Below are 21,214 nucleotides of genomic sequence, written 5' to 3' on the forward strand. Positions count from 1 at the left end.
CATCGTGCAGACCTTAGTTTGACTGACTACGCACATCGCTGTACGATTTATTTAAAACTTTGAATTAACAGGTACGTTTTGTCTTGTTTAGTTTTCAAAGATCATCACCGCTTGTTGAAGCAGCTTTATTATCTTACCACTCAGCTTCTTTTATGTCAACAACTTTTTTCAAGTCGTTTTCGAAGCTTTTTGTTTTGTCTGCTGTTCATCAGCGACGTTTAATAATATACCATGCTATCTCTCTATAAATCAAGTGTTTTTTGAAATAAAGAGAAAAAATATAATCAGTACATTATCTTAAAGTTTGAGAATGGTCGGGAAGACAGGATTCGAACCTGCGACCCCATGGTCCCAAACCATGTGCTCTACCAAGCTGAGCTACTTCCCGATTTTCAAGTGCATTATGGCGCGCCCGAGAGGAGTCGAACCCCTAACCTTTTGATCCGTAGTCAAACGCTCTATCCAATTGAGCTACGGGCGCAAAAATAAATGGAGCGGAAGACGGGATTCGAACCCGCGACCCCCACCTTGGCAAGGTGATGTTCTACCACTGAACTACTTCCGCAAGAAATAAATAATGAACTGTTCAAAATAAAAACAACAGCATCAGAAAAAGGAAAACTCAGTTATGCTCCAACCGGTGTAGCTCTCTGCTTAATCTAAAGCAAAAGCATATCCGGAAATTCATACAGTGCATTATGACAAAAGTAATTATATCAGGGTTTTGATAAAAGTCAATACCGTTTAACAATTTAATAATAATCTAAATCTGTACTAACCTAAGGCTGCAAAAAAGAAAACTTCGTTCTCTGGGTCAGAACTTGGCCATTCAAGAAATTAAACTACTTAGATCTATTATACATACAATTAAGTTAACCTAATTATGCTATTTATATCACGGGAGCCATATCTCTTTGAAAATGAAGAAAGCAGACTTCCTAAGAAGGCTGCTGTTATATTTTCACCTTAATTTCTGCGGAGAGCAGTAACAGGGTCTTTGCCTATTTAAATACAAAAATAACAGTTTCATAACGCGCGGAAACTGCTTCAGATCAACGTATTTAGATAAGCTTCCAAGCGGGCTCGAACCGCTGACCTCTTCCTTACCATGGAAGTGCTCTACCTGCTGAGCTATGGAAGCAATGGCTCCGCAGGTAGGACTCGAACCTACGACCGATCGGTTAACAGCCGATAGCTCTACCACTGAGCTACTGCGGAATATTATAAGCTTCATAAACAAAAACATGGTAGATAAAACAAAAAGCTTGGCGGCGTCCTACTCTCACAGGGGGAAACCCCCGACTACCATCGGCGCTGAAGAGCTTAACTTCCGTGTTCGGCATGGGAACGGGTGTGACCTCTTCGCTATCGCCACCAAACCATTGAGAGTGTTCTCTCAAAACTAGATAACAGTAAGCATACATTCAAAAATGGTTAAGTCCTCGATCGATTAGTATCTGTCAGCTCCATGTGTCGCCACACTTCCACCTCAGACCTATCAACCTGATCATCTTTCAGGGATCTTACTTCCTTGCGGAATGGGAAATCTCATCTTGAGGGGGGCTTCATGCTTAGATGCTTTCAGCACTTATCCCGTCCGCACATAGCTACCCAGCGATGCCCTTGGCAGAACAACTGGTACACCAGCGGTGCGTCCATCCCGGTCCTCTCGTACTAAGGACAGCTCCTCTCAAATTTCCTGCGCCCGCGACGGATAGGGACCGAACTGTCTCACGACGTTCTGAACCCAGCTCGCGTACCGCTTTAATGGGCGAACAGCCCAACCCTTGGGACCGACTACAGCCCCAGGATGCGATGAGCCGACATCGAGGTGCCAAACCTCCCCGTCGATGTGGACTCTTGGGGGAGATAAGCCTGTTATCCCCGGGGTAGCTTTTATCCGTTGAGCGATGGCCCTTCCATGCGGAACCACCGGATCACTAAGCCCGACTTTCGTCCCTGCTCGACTTGTAGGTCTCGCAGTCAAGCTCCCTTGTGCCTTTACACTCTGCGAATGATTTCCAACCATTCTGAGGGAACCTTTGGGCGCCTCCGTTACCTTTTAGGAGGCGACCGCCCCAGTCAAACTGCCCACCTGACACTGTCTCCCCGCCCGATAAGGGCGGCGGGTTAGAAGGTCAATACAGCCAGGGTAGTATCCCACCGATGCCTCCACCGAAGCTGGCGCTCCGGTTTCCAAGGCTCCTACCTATCCTGTACAAGCTGTACCAACATTCAATATCAGGCTGCAGTAAAGCTCCACGGGGTCTTTCCGTCCTGTCGCGGGTAACCTGCATCTTCACAGGTACTATAATTTCACCGAGTCTCTCGTTGAGACAGTGCCCAGATCGTTGCGCCTTTCGTGCGGGTCGGAACTTACCCGACAAGGAATTTCGCTACCTTAGGACCGTTATAGTTACGGCCGCCGTTTACTGGGGCTTCAATTCGCACCTTCGCTTACGCTAAGCGCTCCTCTTAACCTTCCAGCACCGGGCAGGCGTCAGCCCCTATACTTCGCCTTACGGCTTCGCAGAGACCTGTGTTTTTGCTAAACAGTCGCCTGGGCCTATTCACTGCGGCTCTCTCGGGCTTGCACCCTAACAGAGCACCCCTTCTCCCGAAGTTACGGGGTCATTTTGCCGAGTTCCTTAACGAGAGTTCTCTCGATCACCTTAGGATTCTCTCCTCGCCTACCTGTGTCGGTTTGCGGTACGGGCACCTCTCACCTCGCTAGAGGCTTTTCTTGGCAGTGTGGAATCAGGAACTTCGCTACTATAATTCGCTCGCCATCACAGCTCAGCCTTCACGGGAAACGGATTTGCCTATTTCCCAGCCTAACTGCTTGGACGCGGATATCCAATACCGCGCTTACCCTATCCTCCTGCGTCCCCCCATTGCTCAAATGGTGAGGAGGTGGTACAGGAATATCAACCTGTTATCCATCGCCTACGCCTTTCGGCCTCGGCTTAGGTCCCGACTAACCCTGAGCGGACGAGCCTTCCTCAGGAAACCTTAGGCATTCGGTGGACGGGATTCTCACCCGTCTTTCGCTACTCATACCGGCATTCTCACTTCTAAGCGCTCCACAAGTCCTTCCGGTCTTGCTTCACAGCCCTTAGAACGCTCTCCTACCACTGTTCGAAGAACAGTCCGCAGCTTCGGTGATACGTTTAGCCCCGGTACATTTTCGGCGCAGAGTCACTCGACCAGTGAGCTATTACGCACTCTTTAAATGGTGGCTGCTTCTAAGCCAACATCCTGGTTGTCTAAGCAACTCCACATCCTTTTCCACTTAACGTATACTTTGGGACCTTAGCTGGCGGTCTGGGCTGTTTCCCTTTCGACTACGGATCTTATCACTCGCAGTCTGACTCCCAAGGATAAGTCATCGGCATTCGGAGTTTGACTGAATTCGGTAACCCGGTAGGGGCCCCTAGTCCAATCAGTGCTCTACCTCCGAGACTCTTACCTTGAGGCTAGCCCTAAAGCTATTTCGGAGAGAACCAGCTATCTCCAGGTTCGATTGGCATTTCACCCCTACCCACACCTCATCCCCGCACTTTTCAACGTGCGTGGGTTCGGGCCTCCATTCAGTGTTACCTGAACTTCACCCTGGACATGGGTAGATCACCTGGTTTCGGGTCTACGACCACGTACTCATGCGCCCTATTCAGACTCGCTTTCGCTGCGGCTCCGCATCTTCTGCTTAACCTTGCACGGGATCGTAACTCGCCGGTTCATTCTACAAAAGGCACGCCATCACCCGTTAACGGGCTCTGACTACTTGTAGGCACACGGTTTCAGGATCTATTTCACTCCCCTTCCGGGGTGCTTTTCACCTTTCCCTCACGGTACTGGTTCACTATCGGTCACTAGGGAGTATTTAGCCTTGGGAGATGGTCCTCCCGGATTCCGACGGAATTTCACGTGTTCCGCCGTACTCAGGATCCACTCTGGAGAGAACGAAGTTTTGACTACAGGGCTGTTACCTCCTATGGCGGGCCTTTCCAGACCTCTTCATCTACCTCGTTCTTTTGTAACTCCGTACAGAGTGTCCTACAACCCCAAGAGGCAAGCCTCTTGGTTTGGGCTGATCCCGTTTCGCTCGCCGCTACTCAGGGAATCGCATTTGCTTTCTCTTCCTCCGGGTACTTAGATGTTTCAGTTCCCCGGGTCTGCCTTCTCATATCCTATGTATTCAGATATGGATACCACTCCATTACGAGTGGTGGGTTTCCCCATTCGGAAATCTCCGGATCAAAGCTTGCTTACAGCTCCCCGAAGCATATCGGTGTTCGTCCCGTCCTTCATCGGCTCCTAGTGCCAAGGCATCCACCGTGCGCCCTTTCTAACTTAACCGTTAAAAAGAATCACTACGTGATTTCTTGCATTACAATTGAATGTGAATTACTTCTGTTATCTAGTTTTCAAAGAACATTATCTCGAAGAATCGAATGATCCTTCAAAACTAAACAAGACAGGGAACGTTCTGTTTATAAGACCCAAGGTCTTATATTCCGTTAAAATCCTTAGAAAGGAGGTGATCCAGCCGCACCTTCCGATACGGCTACCTTGTTACGACTTCACCCCAATCATCTGTCCCACCTTCGGCGGCTGGCTCCATAAAGGTTACCTCACCGACTTCGGGTGTTACAAACTCTCGTGGTGTGACGGGCGGTGTGTACAAGGCCCGGGAACGTATTCACCGCGGCATGCTGATCCGCGATTACTAGCGATTCCAGCTTCACGCAGTCGAGTTGCAGACTGCGATCCGAACTGAGAACAGATTTGTGGGATTGGCTTAACCTCGCGGTTTCGCTGCCCTTTGTTCTGTCCATTGTAGCACGTGTGTAGCCCAGGTCATAAGGGGCATGATGATTTGACGTCATCCCCACCTTCCTCCGGTTTGTCACCGGCAGTCACCTTAGAGTGCCCAACTGAATGCTGGCAACTAAGATCAAGGGTTGCGCTCGTTGCGGGACTTAACCCAACATCTCACGACACGAGCTGACGACAACCATGCACCACCTGTCACTCTGCCCCCGAAGGGGACGTCCTATCTCTAGGATTGTCAGAGGATGTCAAGACCTGGTAAGGTTCTTCGCGTTGCTTCGAATTAAACCACATGCTCCACCGCTTGTGCGGGCCCCCGTCAATTCCTTTGAGTTTCAGTCTTGCGACCGTACTCCCCAGGCGGAGTGCTTAATGCGTTAGCTGCAGCACTAAGGGGCGGAAACCCCCTAACACTTAGCACTCATCGTTTACGGCGTGGACTACCAGGGTATCTAATCCTGTTCGCTCCCCACGCTTTCGCTCCTCAGCGTCAGTTACAGACCAGAGAGTCGCCTTCGCCACTGGTGTTCCTCCACATCTCTACGCATTTCACCGCTACACGTGGAATTCCACTCTCCTCTTCTGCACTCAAGTTCCCCAGTTTCCAATGACCCTCCCCGGTTGAGCCGGGGGCTTTCACATCAGACTTAAGAAACCGCCTGCGAGCCCTTTACGCCCAATAATTCCGGACAACGCTTGCCACCTACGTATTACCGCGGCTGCTGGCACGTAGTTAGCCGTGGCTTTCTGGTTAGGTACCGTCAAGGTGCCGCCCTATTTGAACGGCACTTGTTCTTCCCTAACAACAGAGCTTTACGATCCGAAAACCTTCATCACTCACGCGGCGTTGCTCCGTCAGACTTTCGTCCATTGCGGAAGATTCCCTACTGCTGCCTCCCGTAGGAGTCTGGGCCGTGTCTCAGTCCCAGTGTGGCCGATCACCCTCTCAGGTCGGCTACGCATCGTCGCCTTGGTGAGCCGTTACCTCACCAACTAGCTAATGCGCCGCGGGTCCATCTGTAAGTGGTAGCCGAAGCCACCTTTTATGTCTGAACCATGCGGTTCAAACAACCATCCGGTATTAGCCCCGGTTTCCCGGAGTTATCCCAGTCTTACAGGCAGGTTACCCACGTGTTACTCACCCGTCCGCCGCTAACATCAGGGAGCAAGCTCCCATCTGTCCGCTCGACTTGCATGTATTAGGCACGCCGCCAGCGTTCGTCCTGAGCCAGGATCAAACTCTCCGATAAAGTAGTTTGACTGACTACGCACATCACTGTGCGATTTATTTAAAACTTTGAATTAACAGGTACGTTTTGTCTTGTTTAGTTTTCAAAGATCATTACTGCTTGTTGAAGCAGCTTTATTATCTTACCACTCAGCTTCTTTTATGTCAACAACTTTTTTCAAGTCGTTTTCTAAGCTTTTTGTTTTGTCTGCTGTTCATCAGCGACGTTTAATAATATACCATGCACCCGCTAAATATAGCAAGTGTTTTTTTCATCTTTTTTTAAAACTATAATTCGTTATATTCATCTCCGCTGCGGCATACGATGTAATCAAGCATGGACAAGATAAGGAGGCGTCATCAGTGAACCACTTCTACGTGTGGCACATCAAAAGGATAAAACAGCTGCTTATTATTATTATTGCCGCATTTGCAGCAGCCAGCTTTTTTTATATACAGAGAGCTGTCCCCCTTCCTGTATTTTTAACTGATAACGGTCCAAAAGCGATTTCTAAAGGGGAGACGAAATTAGACGAAGTGGCATTAACATTCGATATCAGCTGGGGCGATGAAAAGGCGGTTCCGATTCTGAACGCGCTAAAGGCAAACGGCATTAAAAACGCCACTTTTTTTCTGTCAGCTTCTTGGGCGGAACGGCACCCGGACACAGTCGAACGTATGATTAAAGACGGGCATCAAATCGGAAGCATGGGCTATGCGTATAAGAACTATACCAGTCTAGAGGATCAAGACATCAAGAAGGACATCCTTAGAGCCCAGACAGCATTTAAGAAAATGGGTGTGAAGAATGTTCATTTACTCCGCCCGCCGACCGGACAATTTAATAAAAAGGTTCTTACCATTGCACAGCAGTACCACTATTCAGTGGTTCATTACAGCATTAACTCACAGGATTGGAGAAATCCCGGCCCTGATAAGATCATTGAAAATGTAAACAGTCATATAAAAGGCGGCGACATTGTTCTGCTGCACGCTTCTGATTCAGCAACGCAAACGGAAGAAGCGCTCCCCGCCATCATTCACAATTTAAAGCAAAAGGGTCTTAAAAACGTGACTGTCGGTGATCTGATCGCAAATACTGATGTCAAGTCATCAGAAGTGAAATAGGCTACCTCTGGGCAAACTTCGGCAGCATTAGAAGCTGAAATGCGTTGCAGCCCATCAGCGGAATCAGCATCAAATAAAGCCAGTCCTCATTATTCACCCTTAACGCAGGAACCCATTCAAGCGCTGTAATAACGACCATTAAAAATAATGATGAAACGAACGTATTTTTTGAGGACTGCTTTTGTTTTATATACGCCGTCAACAGGCCGACAGCAAGAAGAGCAAGCGGAAGCCAGACAAACCCTGCAATCGAGTCATCCCGCTCACCAAAAAACAAAAATCTCACATACATTAAATCAAAAGCAACAAACAGAATGATAAACAGCTGAAGCAGATTCCAAAGCGAGCTTGATCTGAGGATTTCAAGGGCAAAACGGTGCACTGTCAAAAATACGAAAAATCCCATTTGACTGATCACACTGAAGATCATGCCTACTCCGATAAACCAGATCAGAACGGAGAAAATCTGACCGGCCTCAAAATTCAGAAAGAACCCCTTGTACTCCCCCCACTTCAGTGCAAATCCCACGACGCTTGTAATAAGAGCGCCCACAGCTAAAATCGAAAAGAAAAATCGAACAAGCCCGCGGCTTTTCATCTCTTATTCATCCCCCTGACAATCGCGTTCAGCGATATTTTGTTATGTATAAATCCATTCCGGTGAATCATATTAAAAGTAAGAACAAGTAAGGAAGGAGCTTACGCATGTCAAAAGCCAAAACGCTATTGATAAGCTGTTTTGTTGTATTATCTGTAACAGCTTGCGCTCCAAAAGACCAAGCAGCGGATATGGATTATGACCAGACTAAAAAAATGGTTGTCGATATATTAAAAACAGATGATGGAAAAAAAGCAATTAAGGAAATATTAAATGACGATGCGATGAATGAGGCATTGGTGATTGATCAGAATGCCATTAAAGGCACAATAGAGAAAACCCTCACCTCTAAAAAAGGGGCGGAGTTCTGGAAAACCATCTTTGAAGACTCAAAGTTCGCCGAGAGCTTTGCAAAGACACTTCAGCCCGAGCACGAAAAAATCATAAAAAAACTGATGAAAGACCCTGATTATCAGAAAAGTTTTATGCAGATCATGCAGGACCCCGGCATGGATAAAAAATACTACGAGCTGGTGAAAAGCCAAAAATTCCGCAGTTACTTAGAAGATGTGATTACAGAGACACTTTCCAGCCCGCTTTTCAAAAAGCAATTTGAGGATGAACTGAAAAAAGCGGCTTCAAGCTCAGAAAAAGAAAGCTAATAAAAGGCCGGGCCGTATTGATCCCGGCCCCTTTTTTATTCAGCTGTTTTTTCAGTGACTTTTTGGGCGATCCCCATATAAATTTCTCCGATCGGATGGCTTCTGTCATAAACAGAAGGCGCAAACTGGTCTTTGTCCCAATCAGGCTGTTTTAAAGGAATTCTGCCAAGCAGCGGCACCTGCAATTCCTCTGCAAGCTTATCCCCTCCGCCTTGGCCGAACACATATTCTTTCTCGCCGGTTTTTGCACTTTCATAGTAAGCCATATTTTCAATGACCCCTACAACTTCATGATCTGTCTTAATCGCCATAGAACCCGCTCTCGCCGCTACAAATGCAGCCGTAGGGTGCGGCGTTGATACGATAATCTCTTTGCAGCTCGGAAGCATCGTGTGTACATCGAGCGCAACATCACCCGTACCCGGCGGCAGATCGAGAACGATATAGTCAACCTCTCCCCAGTCAACCTCATGGAAGAAATTGTTCAGCATCTTACCGAGCATAGGCCCTCTCCAAACAACTGGAGCGTTTTCTTCGACGAAAAAGCCCATAGACATGACCTTTACTCCAAATCTTTCGACAGGAAGCAGTTTTTCTCCTTCTACTGTCGGACGAACTGTAATACCCATCATGTCAGGCACGCTGAATCCGTATATATCCGCATCGATCAGACCGACTTTTTTGCCGAGCCGAGCAAGAGAAATGGCCAGATTGACGGAAACCGTTGATTTGCCGACCCCGCCTTTTCCGCTTGCCACTGCCAGAAAGACCGGCAGATGTTTCCTATTCAGTAAGGTTTCACTTTCAGACGCCGGCTGGCTGAATTTCGCCAATGTCTCTTCCGGCAGCTCTTCAAACCGAAGACCGACAGTTTCCGCTCCTGCTTCTTTCAGAACAGATACCATTTCTTGCTGAATGCTCATTTGCTCAGCCGTCCCCGTTTTTGCCAATGCAATTTTCACACTGACATGCCGTTTTTCCGGCTTGATCTTTACTTCCTTAACGGCATCCAATTCTCCCAGCGGTCTATGAAGAAAAGGTTCGCGCATTTTTCCGATTATATTTCTAACTTCATCTTCTCTTATCATCGAACCCTCACCCTTTGTGTATTCGTTTACAAGTGATATTATACCATATATTAATTATAGAATCGGCGAAAAACCCTCCTTACTCTGGAGGGTCTCCTTTCTCTGTGAAGTATCTCAATACGCCCTTATACACGGAAGAAGCGATGATATCCTGATATTTTGGCTGGCCGAGCCTTTTCGCTTCTGCCGGATTGGATAAAAATCCGATCTCCACCAGCGCGCCCGGTTTGGTTACATTCTGCATTAAGTATATGCCGTGTATCCGTTTCGCCTTTCTCGTCGTATTCTCCAGGTTAATTCTCAGTTCATCTTGTATATACTTTGCCACTTTTTCATTCTCTTCGTATTTTCCATAGTAAAAACTTTGGGCGCCGCTCCATCTCGGTGACGGTATGGCGTTCAGATGAATGCTGATATAAAGCTCCGCCTCTGAACGGTTGATGAGTTCCACACGCTTTCTAAGGTCTTCCGCTTTGCGTCTGCTGTAGCCTTTCGTCCCTTCAGGCGCCAAGTCGGTATCCGTTTCTCGCGTCATGATGACCAAAGCCCCTTGCTCCTGTAAATAGTCTCTCACCCTGGAGGCCACCTCAAGAGTAATATCTTTTTCAAGATGACTGCCTCCCGTGGCGCCGCCGTCCGGTCCGCCGTGTCCCGGATCGAGATAGATGATTTTCCCGCTCAGCGGCAGGCTCCACGGCCGCCAGGAATCATCATTATGAAATTGAAACCGGAATAAACACAATAATATGATAAAGCCAAGTAAAAAACCGAGCCATTTCAGTTTTTTTCTCATACTTTTCCCTCCCGCTTGTCCCCGTTATTAATAAGTATGGGACAAGGGAAGAAATTATGATTACCTCATGCGGAGCTTACATTGTTTTTCTCTTTGCAGGAATCCTTCCGTCCACCAGCTGTTGATAAACCGGCAGGACGCTTCATAGATTTCTTTTTGTTCTACGGAAGAATATTGCTCATGCGTCCAATTGCAAAGATATTCAAAAAAATCGACTGTCAGTTCTTCCTCTTCTTCAGCCGAACGCGCGTTTGCCCTCTGCAAGGACTCACCATAATAGCCAAAAACGCCGAACCGGCCGCCTAATAAATACGCTTCGATTGCAAAGTCTATGCACCCTTCACTGAGAATGCCGTTTTCGTCCTGAAAAAAGGGAAATAAGGGGGTGAGACACGCTTTTACGGATTGAATGATTTGCGTCAGTGACAGCTCCTTGAGTAAGTTTTTCTCAAGCTCATAATCCTTCTGCCGTTTCACGTCTGAAAAAGATAAAACCTCTGCCATTGCCATTTCACTCTCCTTTTTACTGTTATTTTGAAAGGAATAAGGAAAAAGCATGCTTTGTTGATAGTGGAAATCCTCCCAAATGAAGGGGTTTCATGTTAACTGGGAGAATAAAGAGCAGAGGTGACGTGATGAAAAAGCTGTTTCAATACAATTGGACGGTGCGTGATGAGTGGTTTGCGATATGTGAAAAGCTGAGCCGAGAGGAACTGACGAAATCCCGGACGGGCGGAATGGAGAGCATCTTGCGGACTTTATTTCATATCATTGATGTCGAAATCAGCTGGGCTCGTGCCATTTTAGGTAAAGCTGATGTTTTGCCCGCTGAGTCTGATGATGCCAGCATACAGGGTCTCAGGAAGCTCTCTGAACAGTATCGGGAGGATGTCATTCAAGCGGTCTCCGGCAAAGGAACGGACCTTGTTAAGCCAGGCTGGATGGACCAAACCTTTCATAAAGATGATATTCTCCGCCACATCCTTGCGCATGAGATTCACCATATGGGACAACTATCGGTTTGGGCCAGAGAAATTGGAATAGAACCGGTTTCAGCTAATGTGATCAGCCGCCTGCAGTAAAAAGCTGCAAAAAAACAGCACCTATGACGGGATGCTGTTTTTATATTTTGATGCTTCTTGTTACGGAGTATGTATTAATGTATTCATCCAGAACGAGGCCGCCCTTGTCCTCATAAAAGCCCGCAACCATGAAGCCTGCGTCAATCTGGCCTTTAATTTGATCCTCTAACGTATGGCCGAATTCAAATGCTTCATGATTCTCCATGAGTTCCTGTACTTTTTTCTTGCTCAGATCTTTTTCATCCGAAAACGGAATGGAATACTTTACTTTTAGGACGCCCTCCTGCTCTAAATCCATATCAAATAAGAACACGACGGGATTTACAAAACCGGAGACTAACGATCCGCCCTTTTTTAATACGCGATAGGCTTCTTTCCATACCGGAAGAACTGAATCAACAAAGCAATTCGATACCGGATGCACGATAAAATCAAATGACTCATCATCAAAACAGCTCAGATCATTCATGCTGCCTTTAACAGTCCGAAGTGTAAGGTTATCCCGTTCGGCAACCATTCTGTCTTGCGCAAGCTGCTTTTCCGAATTGTCAAAGACGGTGACATCAGCTCCTGCAGCAGCCAGCATCGGGCCTTGCTGTCCTCCTCCTGAAGCGAGACAAAGAACCTTCAAACCGTCTATGGATGGGAACCAATCCTCCGGCACGTCTTTCCCGGGGGTCATTCTGATGCTCCAATTGCCTTTTTTCGCTTCCCCAATCGTATGGGAATCAACCGCAACCGTCCATTCATTGCCCGTTTCGACTTTTTTATCCCATGCCTTGCTGTTATGTATGGCTAACTGATTCATTATAACTGCGCTCCTTATTGGTAATGAATAGAGTATAACAAAACAATTCTAGAAAAACATTGGATAACCTCTTCGATATGAGAAAAAAATACAAAAAAACCACAACCAAGAAGTTGTGGTTTTTGCAATCCAAAACGATTAACGTTTTGAGAACTGAGGTGCACGACGAGCGCCTTTAAGACCGTATTTTTTACGTTCTTTCATACGAGAGTCACGAGTCAGAAGACCAGCACGTTTAAGTGTTGCACGGTATTCTGGATCTGCTTCAAGCAACGCACGAGCGATACCGTGACGGATTGCTCCAGCTTGACCAGATAAGCCGCCTCCATGTACGTTTACTAAAACATCATAAGTACCAGCTGTTTCAGTTAAAGTTAATGGTTGTTTGATATCTTCGATTAGAGCTGGAGATGGAATGTGCTCGCTGATTTCACGATTATTAACGACGATACGACCTTCTCCTGGAACTAAGCGCACACGCGCTACAGAACTTTTACGACGGCCAGTACCGTAATATTGAACCTGTGCCAAATTGGTAACCTCCTTTTTAATTAACCGCGAAGTTCGTAAACTTCAGGTTTTTGTGCTTCATGTGGATGCTCAGAACCACGGTATACGTTCAATTTTTTGAACATTTGACGACCTAGAGAACCTTTTGGAAGCATGCCTTTGATAGCAAGCTCAAGCATTTTCTCAGGGTAGTTTGTACGCATTTCAAGAGCAGTTCTTGATTTCAGACCGCCTGGGTGCATTGTGTGACGGTAGTAGATTTTATCAGTTAACTTTTTACCAGTTAACTCGATTTTTTCAGCGTTGATGATGATCACATGATCTCCAGTATCAACGTGCGGTGTGTAAGTCGGTTTGTGTTTTCCGCGAAGGATAGATGCAACTTCTGTAGAAAGACGTCCTAAAGTCTTGCCTGCTGCATCAACAACTAACCACTTGCGTTCAATAGTACTTGCGTTAGCCATAGGTGTTGTACGCATTGAATTTCCCTCCTAAATGATCTGTCATTTTCAATAAACTTCTGTTACGTTCTATTTCACAACACAATAAGTTCCGGGGCTTATCGTGGGGTTGAAATACATACCATATGATATCTTATAACTTTATGCAGACTCTGTCAAGAAAATGTTACACCTGGTTTAGTTGTCATAGCAAACGCTCCATAAATACAGCCCGTGCCCCGGTGCGGTGCGCCCCGCGGCTTCGCGATCCTTCGCTTCCAGCATTGCTTTTACATCATCAGGAGAAAATTTTCCAGTTCCTGTGTCCAATAACGTTCCGGCAATGATTCTGACCATATTATACAGAAATCCGTTTCCGGTGATCCGCATTTGCAGGCCGTCTCCGGTCTCAGTCCAATCCAGTTCGTAAACTGTTCTGACTTTATCCTGAACCGCGGTATCAGCCGCGCAAAAACTTGTGAAATCATGTGTCCCGATGAGGTGCCTTGAAGCTTCCCTCATTTTCTGCACATTAAGCTGATATGCAAAATGGTAAGCGTAATGTCGTTTAAATACGTCCGGGTGTTTCTCCGTATATACAAAGTAGCGATATTCCTTTTGGACTGCGCTAAATCGTGCATGGAACCCATCATCCGCAATCTCTGCTGTTTTGACGGCAATATCATCAGGCAGCAGGGCATTGAGCGCAAACGGCCATTTTTCAGCCGGAATGGACAGCGGCGTATCAAAATGAATGACCTGCCCGGCAGCATGAACATCGCTGTCAGTGCGGCCCGATGAGATGACAGGCACCCTGCCGTCCGTTTTGTGGATGACGGCGAGCGCCTTTTCCAATTCACTTTGAACGGTCCGTTTTCCAGGCTGAACCTGATATCCGTTAAACAAATGCCCGTCATAAGCAATGGTACATTTCATTCTCATTCAGCAGCACCTCTAACTTCTTAAGAAAAACAATAATACGGCTAATACGATGATGAGCAGAATAGCTCCGGTATCCTTGCCGGTCCAGACAAGCTTTCTGTATTTCGTTCTCCCCTCACCGCCCTGGTAGCCTCTCGCCTCCATGGCGACCGCGAGCTCTTCCGCGCGTTTAAAGGCGCTGACAAACAGCGGAACAAGCAGCGGAACAACAGCTTTGATTCTGTCTTTCACCGGACCGCTTGTAAAATCCGCCCCCCTCGCCATTTGCGCCTTCATGATTTTATCCGTCTCTTCCATCAGCGTCGGGATAAAGCGCAGCGAAATCGACATCATTAACGCGAGTTCGTGTACGGGCAGCTTCACCTTTTTAAATGGATTCAAGAGCCGCTCCATTCCATCCGTTATTTCAATCGGCGTTGTCGTCAGCGTCAGCAGCGTCGTCATAAAGATGAGATAGACGAAACGGAGAGAGATAAAAATCCCCTGTATAAGTCCGCCCTCATATACTTTAAACCAGCCAAGCTGAAAAATGACAGACCCTTCATGCGTCATGAAGATGTGCAGTAAAAACGTAAACGCCACAATCCAGATAATCGGCTTAAGCCCCTTCAGTAAAAAGCTGAAAGGCACTCGCGTTAAGGCGATCACCCCAAATGTAAATAAACCGAGCAAAGCGTACGTCTGCACGTTGTTTGCCAAAAAGACGATACATACAAAAAGAAAGATGCTGACAAGTTTTGTTCGCGGGTCCAACCGGTGAATAAGCGATGAACCGGGAACATACTTTCCGATAATCATGCTGTCCATCATTGGTCCTTTTCCTCCTGAAAGAAAGCCTTAATTTCGCTGGCGGCATCCTGCAGGGTCAGCATGGGTTTCTCATACTTGACGCCGAGAGCCGTCTCAAGCCGTCTCTGAAACTTCACCGATTCAGGAAGATCCAGACCCATTTCGGCCATCTCTTCACCTTTTGCAAACAAGTCGCGCGGACTTCCCGTCGCTTTAATGGTTCCTTTATGCATGACGATCATCTCGTCGGCATAGCGGGCGGCATCCTCCATACTGTGGGTGACGAGAACAGTAGTCAGGTTCCCACGCTTATGAAGCGCATAGAACATGTCCATAATGCCCTGGCGCCCTCTCGGATCAAGGCCGGCCGTCGGTTCATCCAAAACCAGCACTTCCGGCTCCATCGCGAGAACGCCCGCAATCGCCACTCTGCGCATCTGACCGCCGCTAAGCTCAAACGGCGAACGATCCAAAATGTCTTCCGGGAGGCCCACAAGCTCCAGCATCTCTTTCGCCTTTCGTTCAGCGTCTTCTTTTTTCACACCGAAATTCATCGGTCCGAATGAGATGTCCTTCAGCACAGTCTCCTCAAACAGCTGATGTTCGGGAAATTGGAAAACGATTCCGACTTTTTTCCGCAAAGTCTTAAGATTTTTATTCTTTTTACCGGCTGCCAAAATCGTGCTGCCGAGTTCAAGCTGCCCTTTAGTAGGTCTCAGCAAACCGTTTAAATGCTGTAAGAGCGTCGATTTGCCCGACCCTGTATGCCCGATGACGGCCACATAGCTGCCCTCTTTTATCACGGCATTGATATCATACAGAGCAAGCCGTTCAAACGGTGTCTTCATTTGATAGCGATGTTCTACATCTTTGATTTTAATGTCCACAGCTCATTCACCAGCCCTTCCTGAGTCAGATGGTTTTTCGTTAACGCCAGTCCGCTTTCTTTCAAAAGCAGGCTGAGCTGGAATGAGAAAGGCAAATCAAGACCGATGCGAACCAAGTCTTCATTTAATTTAAAAATCTCTTCAGGCGGGCCTTCTGCATACTTCCTGCCGCCGTTCATTACAATGATTCTGTCCGCCCTTGCGGCTTCTTCCAGGTCATGTGTAATCGAAATGACGGTGGCCATGCCCTGATCTTTTAAGCGTCTGACAGTATCAAGGACTTCTTCTCTCCCGATCGGGTCAAGCATGGATGTCGCTTCATCCAAAATCATAATATCAGGACGCGCAGCAATAATCCCTGCGATCGCCACTCTTTGTTTTTGACCTCCGGAGAGATGGTGCGGCTCTTGATCAAGAAAATCCTGCATATTGACTTGTTTGACAGCCCAATCTACTCTCTCGATCATTTCTTCGCGCGGAACACCATTGTTTTCTAAACCAAAAGCCACATCATCGCGAACCGTTGTTCCGACAAATTGGTTATCGGGATTCTGAAAGACCATCCCTATTTTTTTTCGCACATCCCACACGGTATCTTCAGTCAGTTTGATGCCGCCGACTTCAATATCTCCGGCCTCAGGCAAAATCAGTCCGTTCAGCGCTCTGGCCAAAGTCGACTTCCCTGAACCGTTGTGGCCTACGATAGCAAGCCATTCTCCTTCGTATACCTCCAGACTCACACCGTCCAGCGCCGGTCTTTCTGCATCTTTGCGGTATCGAAATAAGATGTCTTTTACGGATATAAGCTGTTTTTGATCCACGGGTGCCTGGCCTCCTCTCAGCTATAGCTCTGCTTTTCTGTCTCATAATAAAAAGTTCTGGTATCTAAAAAAAGGGCATAGATCCAGTTAGAAACTGTCCCGCCCTTCTTTAGATACACAAAAATATGTGATTAAACCAATTCGATGATTGCCATTGGTGCACCGTCACCACGGCGAGGACCAAGCTTCATAATACGTGTGTATCCGCCTTGGCGCTCCTCGTAACGAGTTGCAATGTCAGAGAATAATTTTTGAAGTGCATCTTGGTTATTTTCTTCATTTGCAACCTCGTTGCGAATGTATGCAGCAGCTTGACGACGAGCATGCAAGTCACCGCGCTTACCAAGAGTGATCATCTTTTCAACAACAGAGCGAAGTTCTTTCGCACGTGTTTCAGTTGTTTCAATTCTTTCGTTGATGATCAAATCTGTTGTAAGATCACGAAGCATAGCTTTACGCTGTGAACTCGTACGTCCTAGTTTTCTGTATGACATGTGATGTCCCCTCCTTTAATGGAATGCTGTTTCTAAATAAAAAACACACGAAAATCCTAGTTCACATGGAAACTAGATCAATCGTCTTTGCGAAGGCCGAGTCCAAGTTCTTCTAGTTTCGCTTTCACTTCTTCAAGTGATTTGCGTCCCAGGTTGCGAACTTTCATCATATCTTCTTCCGTCTTGTTCGCAAGTTCTTGAACCGTGTTAATGCCCGCACGCTTCAAGCAGTTGTAAGAACGGACAGAAAGATCAAGTTCCTCAATCGTCATTTCAAGAACTTTTTCCTTTTGATCCTCTTCTTTTTCAACCATGATTTCAGCATGCTGAGCTTCGTCAGTTAAACCAACGAATATATTAAGGTGTTCAGTTAAAATCTTAGAACCGAGAGCAATTGCTTCCTTCGGTCCAGTGCTTCCGTCAGTCCAAACATCAAGTGTAAGTTTGTCATAGTTTGCAACCTGGCCTACACGAGTGTTTTCTACCTGATAAGATAAACGAGAAACTGGCGTAAAGATTGAATCGATCGGAATCACGCCGATTGGCTGATCGTCTCTTTTGTTCGAATCAGCAGGTGTATACCCACGTCCTCTTTGTGCAGTAAGGCGAACTCGGAAACTCGCATTCTCACCAAGAGTCGCGATATGAAGATCCGGATTAAGGATTTCAACATCGCTGTCGTGTGTAATATCAGCTGCTGTGACAGTTCCTTCACCCTGTACATCAATTTCGAGCGTCTTCTCTTCATCAGAGTAGATTTTCAATGCAAGCTTTTTAATGTGCAAGATTATCGTTGTAACATCTTCCACAACGCCTTCGATTGTCGAGAATTCGTGCAGTACACCATCTATCTGGATCGATGTTACAGCGGCACCAGGGAGTGAGGATAAGAGGATACGACGTAAGGAGTTACCCAGAGTTGTACCATATCCACGCTCAAGCGGCTCTACGACAAACTTACCAAATTTGGCATCGTCGCTGATTTCAACCGTTTCGATTTTTGGTTTTTCAATCTCGATCATTACTTAAAACCCTCCTTCAAAACGTCGAAACCTCGAATAGAATCATATGAGATTCCATCCGAAATTCCCCATTGTTTAGTCCCGTATGTGCTCAGGCAACGAGTCGGTGCATTCGTTTCATAAATAACTGTATCATAACCCATTATTGACAGGGACACAAAATCTATACAAACAAATTACACGCGGCGACGTTTTGGTGGACGGCATCCATTATGAGGAACAGGAGTTACGTCTCTGATAGCTGTAACTTCAAGTCCGGCAGCTTGTAAAGCACGGATTGCAGCTTCACGGCCAGAACCTGGTCCTTTAACAGTTACTTCAAGAGTTTTAAGTCCGTGTTCGATTGAACCTTTAGCAGCTGTTTCAGCAGCCATTTGCGCAGCAAAAGGAGTAGATTTACGAGAACCTCTGAATCCTAGAGCTCCGGCACTTGACCAAGAAATAGCATTACCATGAGTATCAGTGATCGTAACGATCGTGTTATTGAAAGTTGAACGAATATGAGCGATTCCTGACTCAATATTCTTTTTCACGCGACGTTTACGCGTGTTTTGTTTACGAGCAGCAGCCATTGTTTAGGTACCTCCCTTACTTACTTATTTTTTCTTGTTAGCTACAGTACGACGCGGACCTTTACGAGTACGCGCATTGTTTTTAGAGTTTTGTCCGCGAACAGGCAAACCTCTGCGATGGCGGATTCCGCGGTAGCTTCCGATTTCGATCAGACGCTTGATGTTAAGAGAAACTTCACGGCGAAGGTCACCTTCTACTTTCAGTTTGTCAATAACATCACGGATTTTACCAAGTTCTTCTTCAGTAAGATCACGCACACGAGTATCTTCAGAAACACCAGCCTCTTTCAAGACTTGCTGAGCCGTTGTGCGGCCAATTCCGAAGACATATGTTAAAGAAATAACAACACGTTTGTCACGTGGGATATCTACACCAGCAATACGAGCCATTCTCTGGGCACCTCCTTATTAATTATCCTTGTTTTTGTTTATGCTTTGGATTTTCACAGATCACCATTACTTTTCCTTTTCTGCGAATAACTTTACATTTCTCGCAGATTGGTTTAACTGATGGTCTCACTTTCATGTGTTTCCAACCTCCTTCAGTTTCCGGAGTGCTTTATTTGTAACGGTACGTAATCCTGCCACGAGTTAAGTCATATGGAGATAATTCTACCGTAACTTTGTCTCCAGGTAAAATGCGAATGAAGTGCATGCGGATTTTACCAGATACGTGAGCCAAAACCGTATGGCCATTTTCGAGTTCAACTTTGAACATCGCGTTTGGCAGAGTTTCGACTATCGTACCTTCCACTTCAATTACATCGTCTTTCGCCATTCAAGTGTTCTCCCTTCTTCAAATCAGTAACTTGCTCTCTGACAAATTTCAAAAGAGAAAATCTCAGTTATCCGTTTGTCACACGCCCTGTTTCGTTTATACTGTTCTGAACTTCCGGAGATACGCAATCATAAAGGGTGAATGATTGATATTCTTTTTCTAAGGAGAATGAAATGTACGCTTTTCTCCGTCTGCTTTAGTACATGATGATGAATCGTCATTCCGATAACAGCAGCTAGCCGGTTTTTCCTCCGACCAATTGTAAACCTACAATCTGCCCAGGTGCGGAATGAAAAACATGTGTCACGGAATTCATTTCATCATCTAGACTTTTGTCAGTATATCAAAACCCGTTTCCGTAATCGCAATCGTATGTTCAAAATGAGCACACTTTTTCCCATCTACCGTTACAACCGTCCAGTTATCAGCCAATGTTTTCACATACCGGCTGCCAGCGTTAACCATCGGTTCTATAGCGAGAACCATACCAGGCTTCAGCCTAGGTCCTTTGTTTGGCGGACCGTAATGAGGAATTTGCGGATCCTCATGCAAGTCTTGACCAACACCATGTCCGACATACTCCCTAACAACTGAAAACTGCTCATTTTCGACATACGTTTGTATTGCGTGGGAAATATTCGACAAACGTTCACCTGGTTTTGCTTCCTTCAAGCCTTTATATAAAGACTCCTCTGTCACTTCCAGCAGTCGTTTATCATCATCACTGATGTTTCCTACCGGATATGTCCAAGCAGAGTCACCATGATAACCATTTAATTTAGCACCGATATCAATGCTGATAATGTCACCGTCACGCAAAACCCTTTTACCGGGAATTCCATGAACGAGTTCTTCATTAACTGATACACAGATGCTCCCGCGAAACCCATTATACCCCTTAAAAGATGGGATTGCACCCTGCTTCTCAATAAAACGTTCGGCAATTTGATCCAATTCTTTTGTCGAGATGCCTGGTTTAATGTGCTTTTTCATCTCTTCATGAGTCAAAGCCACGATTCGCCCTGCTTCCCGCATGATGCTAAGCTCACGAGGGGTCTTACAGATAATCATTTGCTCAATCCTCCAAGAAGCTCTTTCACATCTTTGTACACGTCATTAATGTCCTGCTGGCCATTGACGTTGACAAGATATCCTTTCCCGGAGTAAAAATCCAGTAAAGGCTGAGTCTGCTTCATGTTGACCTCAAGCCGTTTTGAGACGGTTTCCTCATTATCATCTGCCCGTTGATAAAGGTCTCCTCCGTCTTTATCACAAACACCCGGCGTTTTCGGCGGATTGAAAACCAAATGATAGGTTGTGCCGCAAACACTGCAAATTCTGCGTCCAGTCAAACGTTCCATTAAAGAGTCTTTGTCTACTTTAATGTTAATGACATAATCAATCGGCTTGCCGTATTCCTCAAGAATGTTTTCAAGAGCTTCAGCCTGAGCGACTGTTCGCGGAAATCCGTCCAGAAGAAAACCTCTTTCACAATCATCTTTGCCGAGTCTTTCTTTGACAATGCCGATTGTGACTTCGTCCGGTACGAGCTCGCCTTTATCGATATAAGACTTTGCTTCGAGTCCGAGTGGTGTTTCTTCTTTCATAGCAGCACGGAACATATCTCCCGTTGAGATATGAGGTATCCCATAATCCTCAACAATTCGTTCTCCCTGTGTGCCTTTACCGGCTCCAGGAAGTCCCATTAAGACTAAGTTCATTCGGATTTCCCCCGTCCT

At 46.3% G+C, this 21,214-nt stretch carries 22 protein-coding genes, 5 tRNA genes, 3 rRNA genes and 1 pseudogene; 3 read left to right on the top strand and 28 right to left on the bottom strand.

Going from position 1 to position 21,214, the window contains the following annotated elements; genetic code table 11:
- Positions 1–311: 311 nt before the first annotated feature.
- From ACQE26_RS03295 to ACQE26_RS03330, 8 genes are all read right to left on the bottom strand, one after another.
- Positions 312–388, bottom strand: a tRNA-Pro gene (locus tag ACQE26_RS03295).
- Between the two features lie 16 nt (positions 389–404).
- Positions 405–481 (bottom strand) — tRNA-Arg (locus tag ACQE26_RS03300).
- Between the two features lie 9 nt (positions 482–490).
- Positions 491–565, bottom strand: a tRNA-Gly gene (locus ACQE26_RS03305).
- A 503-nt stretch (positions 566–1,068) separates the two neighbouring features.
- Positions 1,069–1,141, bottom strand: a tRNA-Thr gene (locus ACQE26_RS03310).
- Positions 1,142–1,143: 2 nt separating this feature from the next.
- Positions 1,144–1,218, bottom strand: a tRNA-Asn gene (locus tag ACQE26_RS03315).
- Positions 1,219–1,263: 45 nt separating this feature from the next.
- Positions 1,264–1,379: ribosomal RNA gene (gene rrf / locus ACQE26_RS03320) — 5S ribosomal RNA — on the bottom strand.
- A 51-nt stretch (positions 1,380–1,430) separates the two neighbouring features.
- Positions 1,431–4,359: ribosomal RNA gene (locus ACQE26_RS03325) — 23S ribosomal RNA — on the bottom strand.
- Between the two features lie 174 nt (positions 4,360–4,533).
- Positions 4,534–6,083: ribosomal RNA gene (locus ACQE26_RS03330) — 16S ribosomal RNA — on the bottom strand.
- The 16S, 23S and 5S rRNA genes sit together here with 2 tRNA genes alongside, the layout of an rRNA operon.
- Positions 6,084–6,424: 341 nt before the next feature.
- Here ACQE26_RS03330 and pdaB point away from each other — a divergent pair.
- On the top strand, positions 6,425–7,189 hold the full coding sequence (gene pdaB / locus ACQE26_RS03335) for a polysaccharide deacetylase family sporulation protein PdaB (RefSeq protein WP_500470683.1): 765 nt from the start codon (positions 6,425–6,427) through the stop codon (positions 7,187–7,189).
- A gap of 1 nt (position 7,190) precedes the next feature.
- On the opposite strand, the gene kbaA is transcribed toward pdaB, so the two are convergent.
- On the bottom strand, positions 7,191–7,787 hold the full coding sequence (kbaA, locus tag ACQE26_RS03340; protein WP_007410420.1) for a KinB-signaling pathway activation protein: 597 nt from the start codon (positions 7,785–7,787) through the stop codon (positions 7,191–7,193).
- A gap of 107 nt (positions 7,788–7,894) precedes the next feature.
- Between kbaA and gerD the strand changes: the two genes are divergently transcribed.
- Positions 7,895–8,449 (top strand): spore germination lipoprotein GerD, encoded by a 555-nt coding sequence (gerD, locus tag ACQE26_RS03345; protein ID WP_016935887.1) that lies wholly within the window; start codon positions 7,895–7,897, stop codon positions 8,447–8,449.
- Positions 8,450–8,484: 35 nt separating this feature from the next.
- Here the strand turns inward: gerD and salA are convergent, their stop codons facing one another.
- The 3 genes from salA to ACQE26_RS03360 all read right to left on the bottom strand — a co-directional run bounded on the left by salA (position 8,485) and on the right by ACQE26_RS03360 (position 10,834).
- Positions 8,485–9,537 carry an iron-sulfur carrier protein/transcriptional regulator SalA gene (gene salA / locus ACQE26_RS03350; RefSeq protein WP_500470685.1) on the bottom strand — a complete coding sequence of 351 codons (1,053 nt, stop codon included), beginning with the start codon at positions 9,535–9,537 and terminating at the stop codon, positions 8,485–8,487.
- Positions 9,538–9,616: 79 nt separating this feature from the next.
- Positions 9,617–10,330, bottom strand: coding sequence for an N-acetylmuramoyl-L-alanine amidase CwlD (cwlD, locus tag ACQE26_RS03355; RefSeq protein WP_016935889.1), 714 nt, complete (start codon positions 10,328–10,330; stop codon positions 9,617–9,619).
- 60 nt (positions 10,331–10,390) lie between these two features.
- Positions 10,391–10,834, bottom strand: coding sequence for a DUF2521 family protein (locus ACQE26_RS03360; RefSeq protein WP_029575198.1), 444 nt, complete (start codon positions 10,832–10,834; stop codon positions 10,391–10,393).
- A gap of 131 nt (positions 10,835–10,965) precedes the next feature.
- Between ACQE26_RS03360 and ACQE26_RS03365 the strand changes: the two genes are divergently transcribed.
- On the top strand, positions 10,966–11,412 hold the full coding sequence (locus ACQE26_RS03365; RefSeq protein ID WP_500470686.1) for a DinB family protein: 447 nt from the start codon (positions 10,966–10,968) through the stop codon (positions 11,410–11,412).
- 40 nt (positions 11,413–11,452) lie between these two features.
- Here the strand turns inward: ACQE26_RS03365 and ACQE26_RS03370 are convergent, their stop codons facing one another.
- The 16 genes and pseudogenes from ACQE26_RS03370 to ACQE26_RS03445 all read right to left on the bottom strand — a co-directional run bounded on the left by ACQE26_RS03370 (position 11,453) and on the right by ACQE26_RS03445 (position 21,196).
- Positions 11,453–12,220 carry a class I SAM-dependent methyltransferase gene (locus ACQE26_RS03370; RefSeq protein WP_500470687.1) on the bottom strand — a complete coding sequence of 256 codons (768 nt, stop codon included), beginning with the start codon at positions 12,218–12,220 and terminating at the stop codon, positions 11,453–11,455.
- Between the two features lie 138 nt (positions 12,221–12,358).
- Positions 12,359–12,751 carry a 30S ribosomal protein S9 gene (rpsI, locus tag ACQE26_RS03375; RefSeq protein WP_438421089.1) on the bottom strand — a complete coding sequence of 131 codons (393 nt, stop codon included), beginning with the start codon at positions 12,749–12,751 and terminating at the stop codon, positions 12,359–12,361.
- A gap of 20 nt (positions 12,752–12,771) precedes the next feature.
- Positions 12,772–13,209 carry a 50S ribosomal protein L13 gene (rplM, locus tag ACQE26_RS03380; protein ID WP_003156556.1) on the bottom strand — a complete coding sequence of 146 codons (438 nt, stop codon included), beginning with the start codon at positions 13,207–13,209 and terminating at the stop codon, positions 12,772–12,774.
- A gap of 159 nt (positions 13,210–13,368) precedes the next feature.
- Positions 13,369–14,112 carry a tRNA pseudouridine(38-40) synthase TruA gene (gene truA, locus ACQE26_RS03385; protein ID WP_016935893.1) on the bottom strand — a complete coding sequence of 248 codons (744 nt, stop codon included), beginning with the start codon at positions 14,110–14,112 and terminating at the stop codon, positions 13,369–13,371.
- Between the two features lie 12 nt (positions 14,113–14,124).
- Complete coding sequence (locus ACQE26_RS03390; protein ID WP_500470688.1) at positions 14,125–14,922, bottom strand: energy-coupling factor transporter transmembrane component T family protein; 798 nt, start codon at positions 14,920–14,922, stop codon at positions 14,125–14,127.
- Positions 14,919–15,788, bottom strand: a complete 870-nt coding sequence (locus ACQE26_RS03395; RefSeq protein ID WP_500470689.1) for an energy-coupling factor ABC transporter ATP-binding protein — start codon at positions 15,786–15,788, stop codon at positions 14,919–14,921. The genes ACQE26_RS03390 and ACQE26_RS03395 overlap by 4 nt, the downstream gene beginning before the upstream one ends.
- Positions 15,764–16,609 carry an energy-coupling factor ABC transporter ATP-binding protein gene (locus ACQE26_RS03400; RefSeq protein WP_500470690.1) on the bottom strand — a complete coding sequence of 282 codons (846 nt, stop codon included), beginning with the start codon at positions 16,607–16,609 and terminating at the stop codon, positions 15,764–15,766. Before ACQE26_RS03400 ends, ACQE26_RS03395 begins: the two co-directional genes overlap by 25 nt.
- Positions 16,610–16,740: 131 nt before the next feature.
- On the bottom strand, positions 16,741–17,103 hold the full coding sequence (gene rplQ, locus ACQE26_RS03405) for a 50S ribosomal protein L17 (protein WP_003156550.1): 363 nt from the start codon (positions 17,101–17,103) through the stop codon (positions 16,741–16,743).
- A 77-nt stretch (positions 17,104–17,180) separates the two neighbouring features.
- Complete coding sequence (locus ACQE26_RS03410) at positions 17,181–18,125, bottom strand: DNA-directed RNA polymerase subunit alpha (RefSeq protein ID WP_003156549.1); 945 nt, start codon at positions 18,123–18,125, stop codon at positions 17,181–17,183.
- Positions 18,126–18,301: 176 nt separating this feature from the next.
- Entirely contained in the window at positions 18,302–18,697 is a 396-nt protein-coding gene (gene rpsK, locus ACQE26_RS03415) for a 30S ribosomal protein S11 (protein ID WP_003156547.1), read from the bottom strand.
- A gap of 24 nt (positions 18,698–18,721) precedes the next feature.
- Positions 18,722–19,087, bottom strand: a complete 366-nt coding sequence (gene rpsM / locus ACQE26_RS03420; RefSeq protein ID WP_003156545.1) for a 30S ribosomal protein S13 — start codon at positions 19,085–19,087, stop codon at positions 18,722–18,724.
- Between the two features lie 22 nt (positions 19,088–19,109).
- A complete protein-coding gene (gene rpmJ / locus ACQE26_RS03425; protein WP_003156543.1) occupies positions 19,110–19,223 on the bottom strand; it encodes a 50S ribosomal protein L36 in 114 nt (37 codons plus the stop codon).
- 33 nt (positions 19,224–19,256) lie between these two features.
- A complete protein-coding gene (infA, locus tag ACQE26_RS03430) occupies positions 19,257–19,475 on the bottom strand; it encodes a translation initiation factor IF-1 (RefSeq protein WP_003156508.1) in 219 nt (72 codons plus the stop codon).
- Positions 19,453–19,735: pseudogene (locus ACQE26_RS03435) on the bottom strand (KOW domain-containing RNA-binding protein). The gene infA and the pseudogene ACQE26_RS03435 overlap by 23 nt, the downstream one beginning before the upstream one ends.
- A gap of 64 nt (positions 19,736–19,799) precedes the next feature.
- Positions 19,800–20,546, bottom strand: a complete 747-nt coding sequence (gene map / locus ACQE26_RS03440; RefSeq protein ID WP_003156505.1) for a type I methionyl aminopeptidase — start codon at positions 20,544–20,546, stop codon at positions 19,800–19,802.
- On the bottom strand, positions 20,543–21,196 hold the full coding sequence (locus ACQE26_RS03445; protein WP_045927001.1) for an adenylate kinase: 654 nt from the start codon (positions 21,194–21,196) through the stop codon (positions 20,543–20,545). Before ACQE26_RS03445 ends, map begins: the two co-directional genes overlap by 4 nt.
- Between the last annotated feature and the right edge of the window lie 18 nt (positions 21,197–21,214).

Source organism: Bacillus sp. 5RYD7K (assembly GCF_059831465.1).

Bases quoted from the DNA above. Each gene is read 5' to 3' on its own strand.
- ACQE26_RS03365 (WP_500470686.1), top strand. From the start codon at position 10,966: ATGAAAAAGCTGTTTCAATACAATTGGACGGTGCGTGATGAGTGGTTT.
- rplQ (WP_003156550.1), bottom strand. From the start codon at position 17,103: ATGTCATACAGAAAACTAGGACGTACGAGTTCACAGCGTAAAGCTATG.
- rpsK (WP_003156547.1), bottom strand. From the start codon at position 18,697: ATGGCTGCTGCTCGTAAACAAAACACGCGTAAACGTCGCGTGAAAAAG.
- rpsM (WP_003156545.1), bottom strand. From the start codon at position 19,087: ATGGCTCGTATTGCTGGTGTAGATATCCCACGTGACAAACGTGTTGTT.
- ACQE26_RS03445 (WP_045927001.1), bottom strand. From the start codon at position 21,196: ATGAACTTAGTCTTAATGGGACTTCCTGGAGCCGGTAAAGGCACACAG.
- infA (WP_003156508.1), bottom strand. From the start codon at position 19,475: ATGGCGAAAGACGATGTAATTGAAGTGGAAGGTACGATAGTCGAAACT.
- ACQE26_RS03370 (WP_500470687.1), bottom strand. From the start codon at position 12,220: ATGAATCAGTTAGCCATACATAACAGCAAGGCATGGGATAAAAAAGTC.
- ACQE26_RS03410 (WP_003156549.1), bottom strand. From the start codon at position 18,125: ATGATCGAGATTGAAAAACCAAAAATCGAAACGGTTGAAATCAGCGAC.
- map (WP_003156505.1), bottom strand. From the start codon at position 20,546: ATGATTATCTGTAAGACCCCTCGTGAGCTTAGCATCATGCGGGAAGCA.
- rplM (WP_003156556.1), bottom strand. From the start codon at position 13,209: ATGCGTACAACACCTATGGCTAACGCAAGTACTATTGAACGCAAGTGG.
- truA (WP_016935893.1), bottom strand. From the start codon at position 14,112: ATGAGAATGAAATGTACCATTGCTTATGACGGGCATTTGTTTAACGGA.
- salA (WP_500470685.1), bottom strand. From the start codon at position 9,537: ATGATAAGAGAAGATGAAGTTAGAAATATAATCGGAAAAATGCGCGAA.
- kbaA (WP_007410420.1), bottom strand. From the start codon at position 7,787: ATGAAAAGCCGCGGGCTTGTTCGATTTTTCTTTTCGATTTTAGCTGTG.
- ACQE26_RS03390 (WP_500470688.1), bottom strand. From the start codon at position 14,922: ATGATGGACAGCATGATTATCGGAAAGTATGTTCCCGGTTCATCGCTT.
- cwlD (WP_016935889.1), bottom strand. From the start codon at position 10,330: ATGAGAAAAAAACTGAAATGGCTCGGTTTTTTACTTGGCTTTATCATA.
- ACQE26_RS03360 (WP_029575198.1), bottom strand. From the start codon at position 10,834: ATGGCAGAGGTTTTATCTTTTTCAGACGTGAAACGGCAGAAGGATTAT.
- rpmJ (WP_003156543.1), bottom strand. From the start codon at position 19,223: ATGAAAGTGAGACCATCAGTTAAACCAATCTGCGAGAAATGTAAAGTT.
- gerD (WP_016935887.1), top strand. From the start codon at position 7,895: ATGTCAAAAGCCAAAACGCTATTGATAAGCTGTTTTGTTGTATTATCT.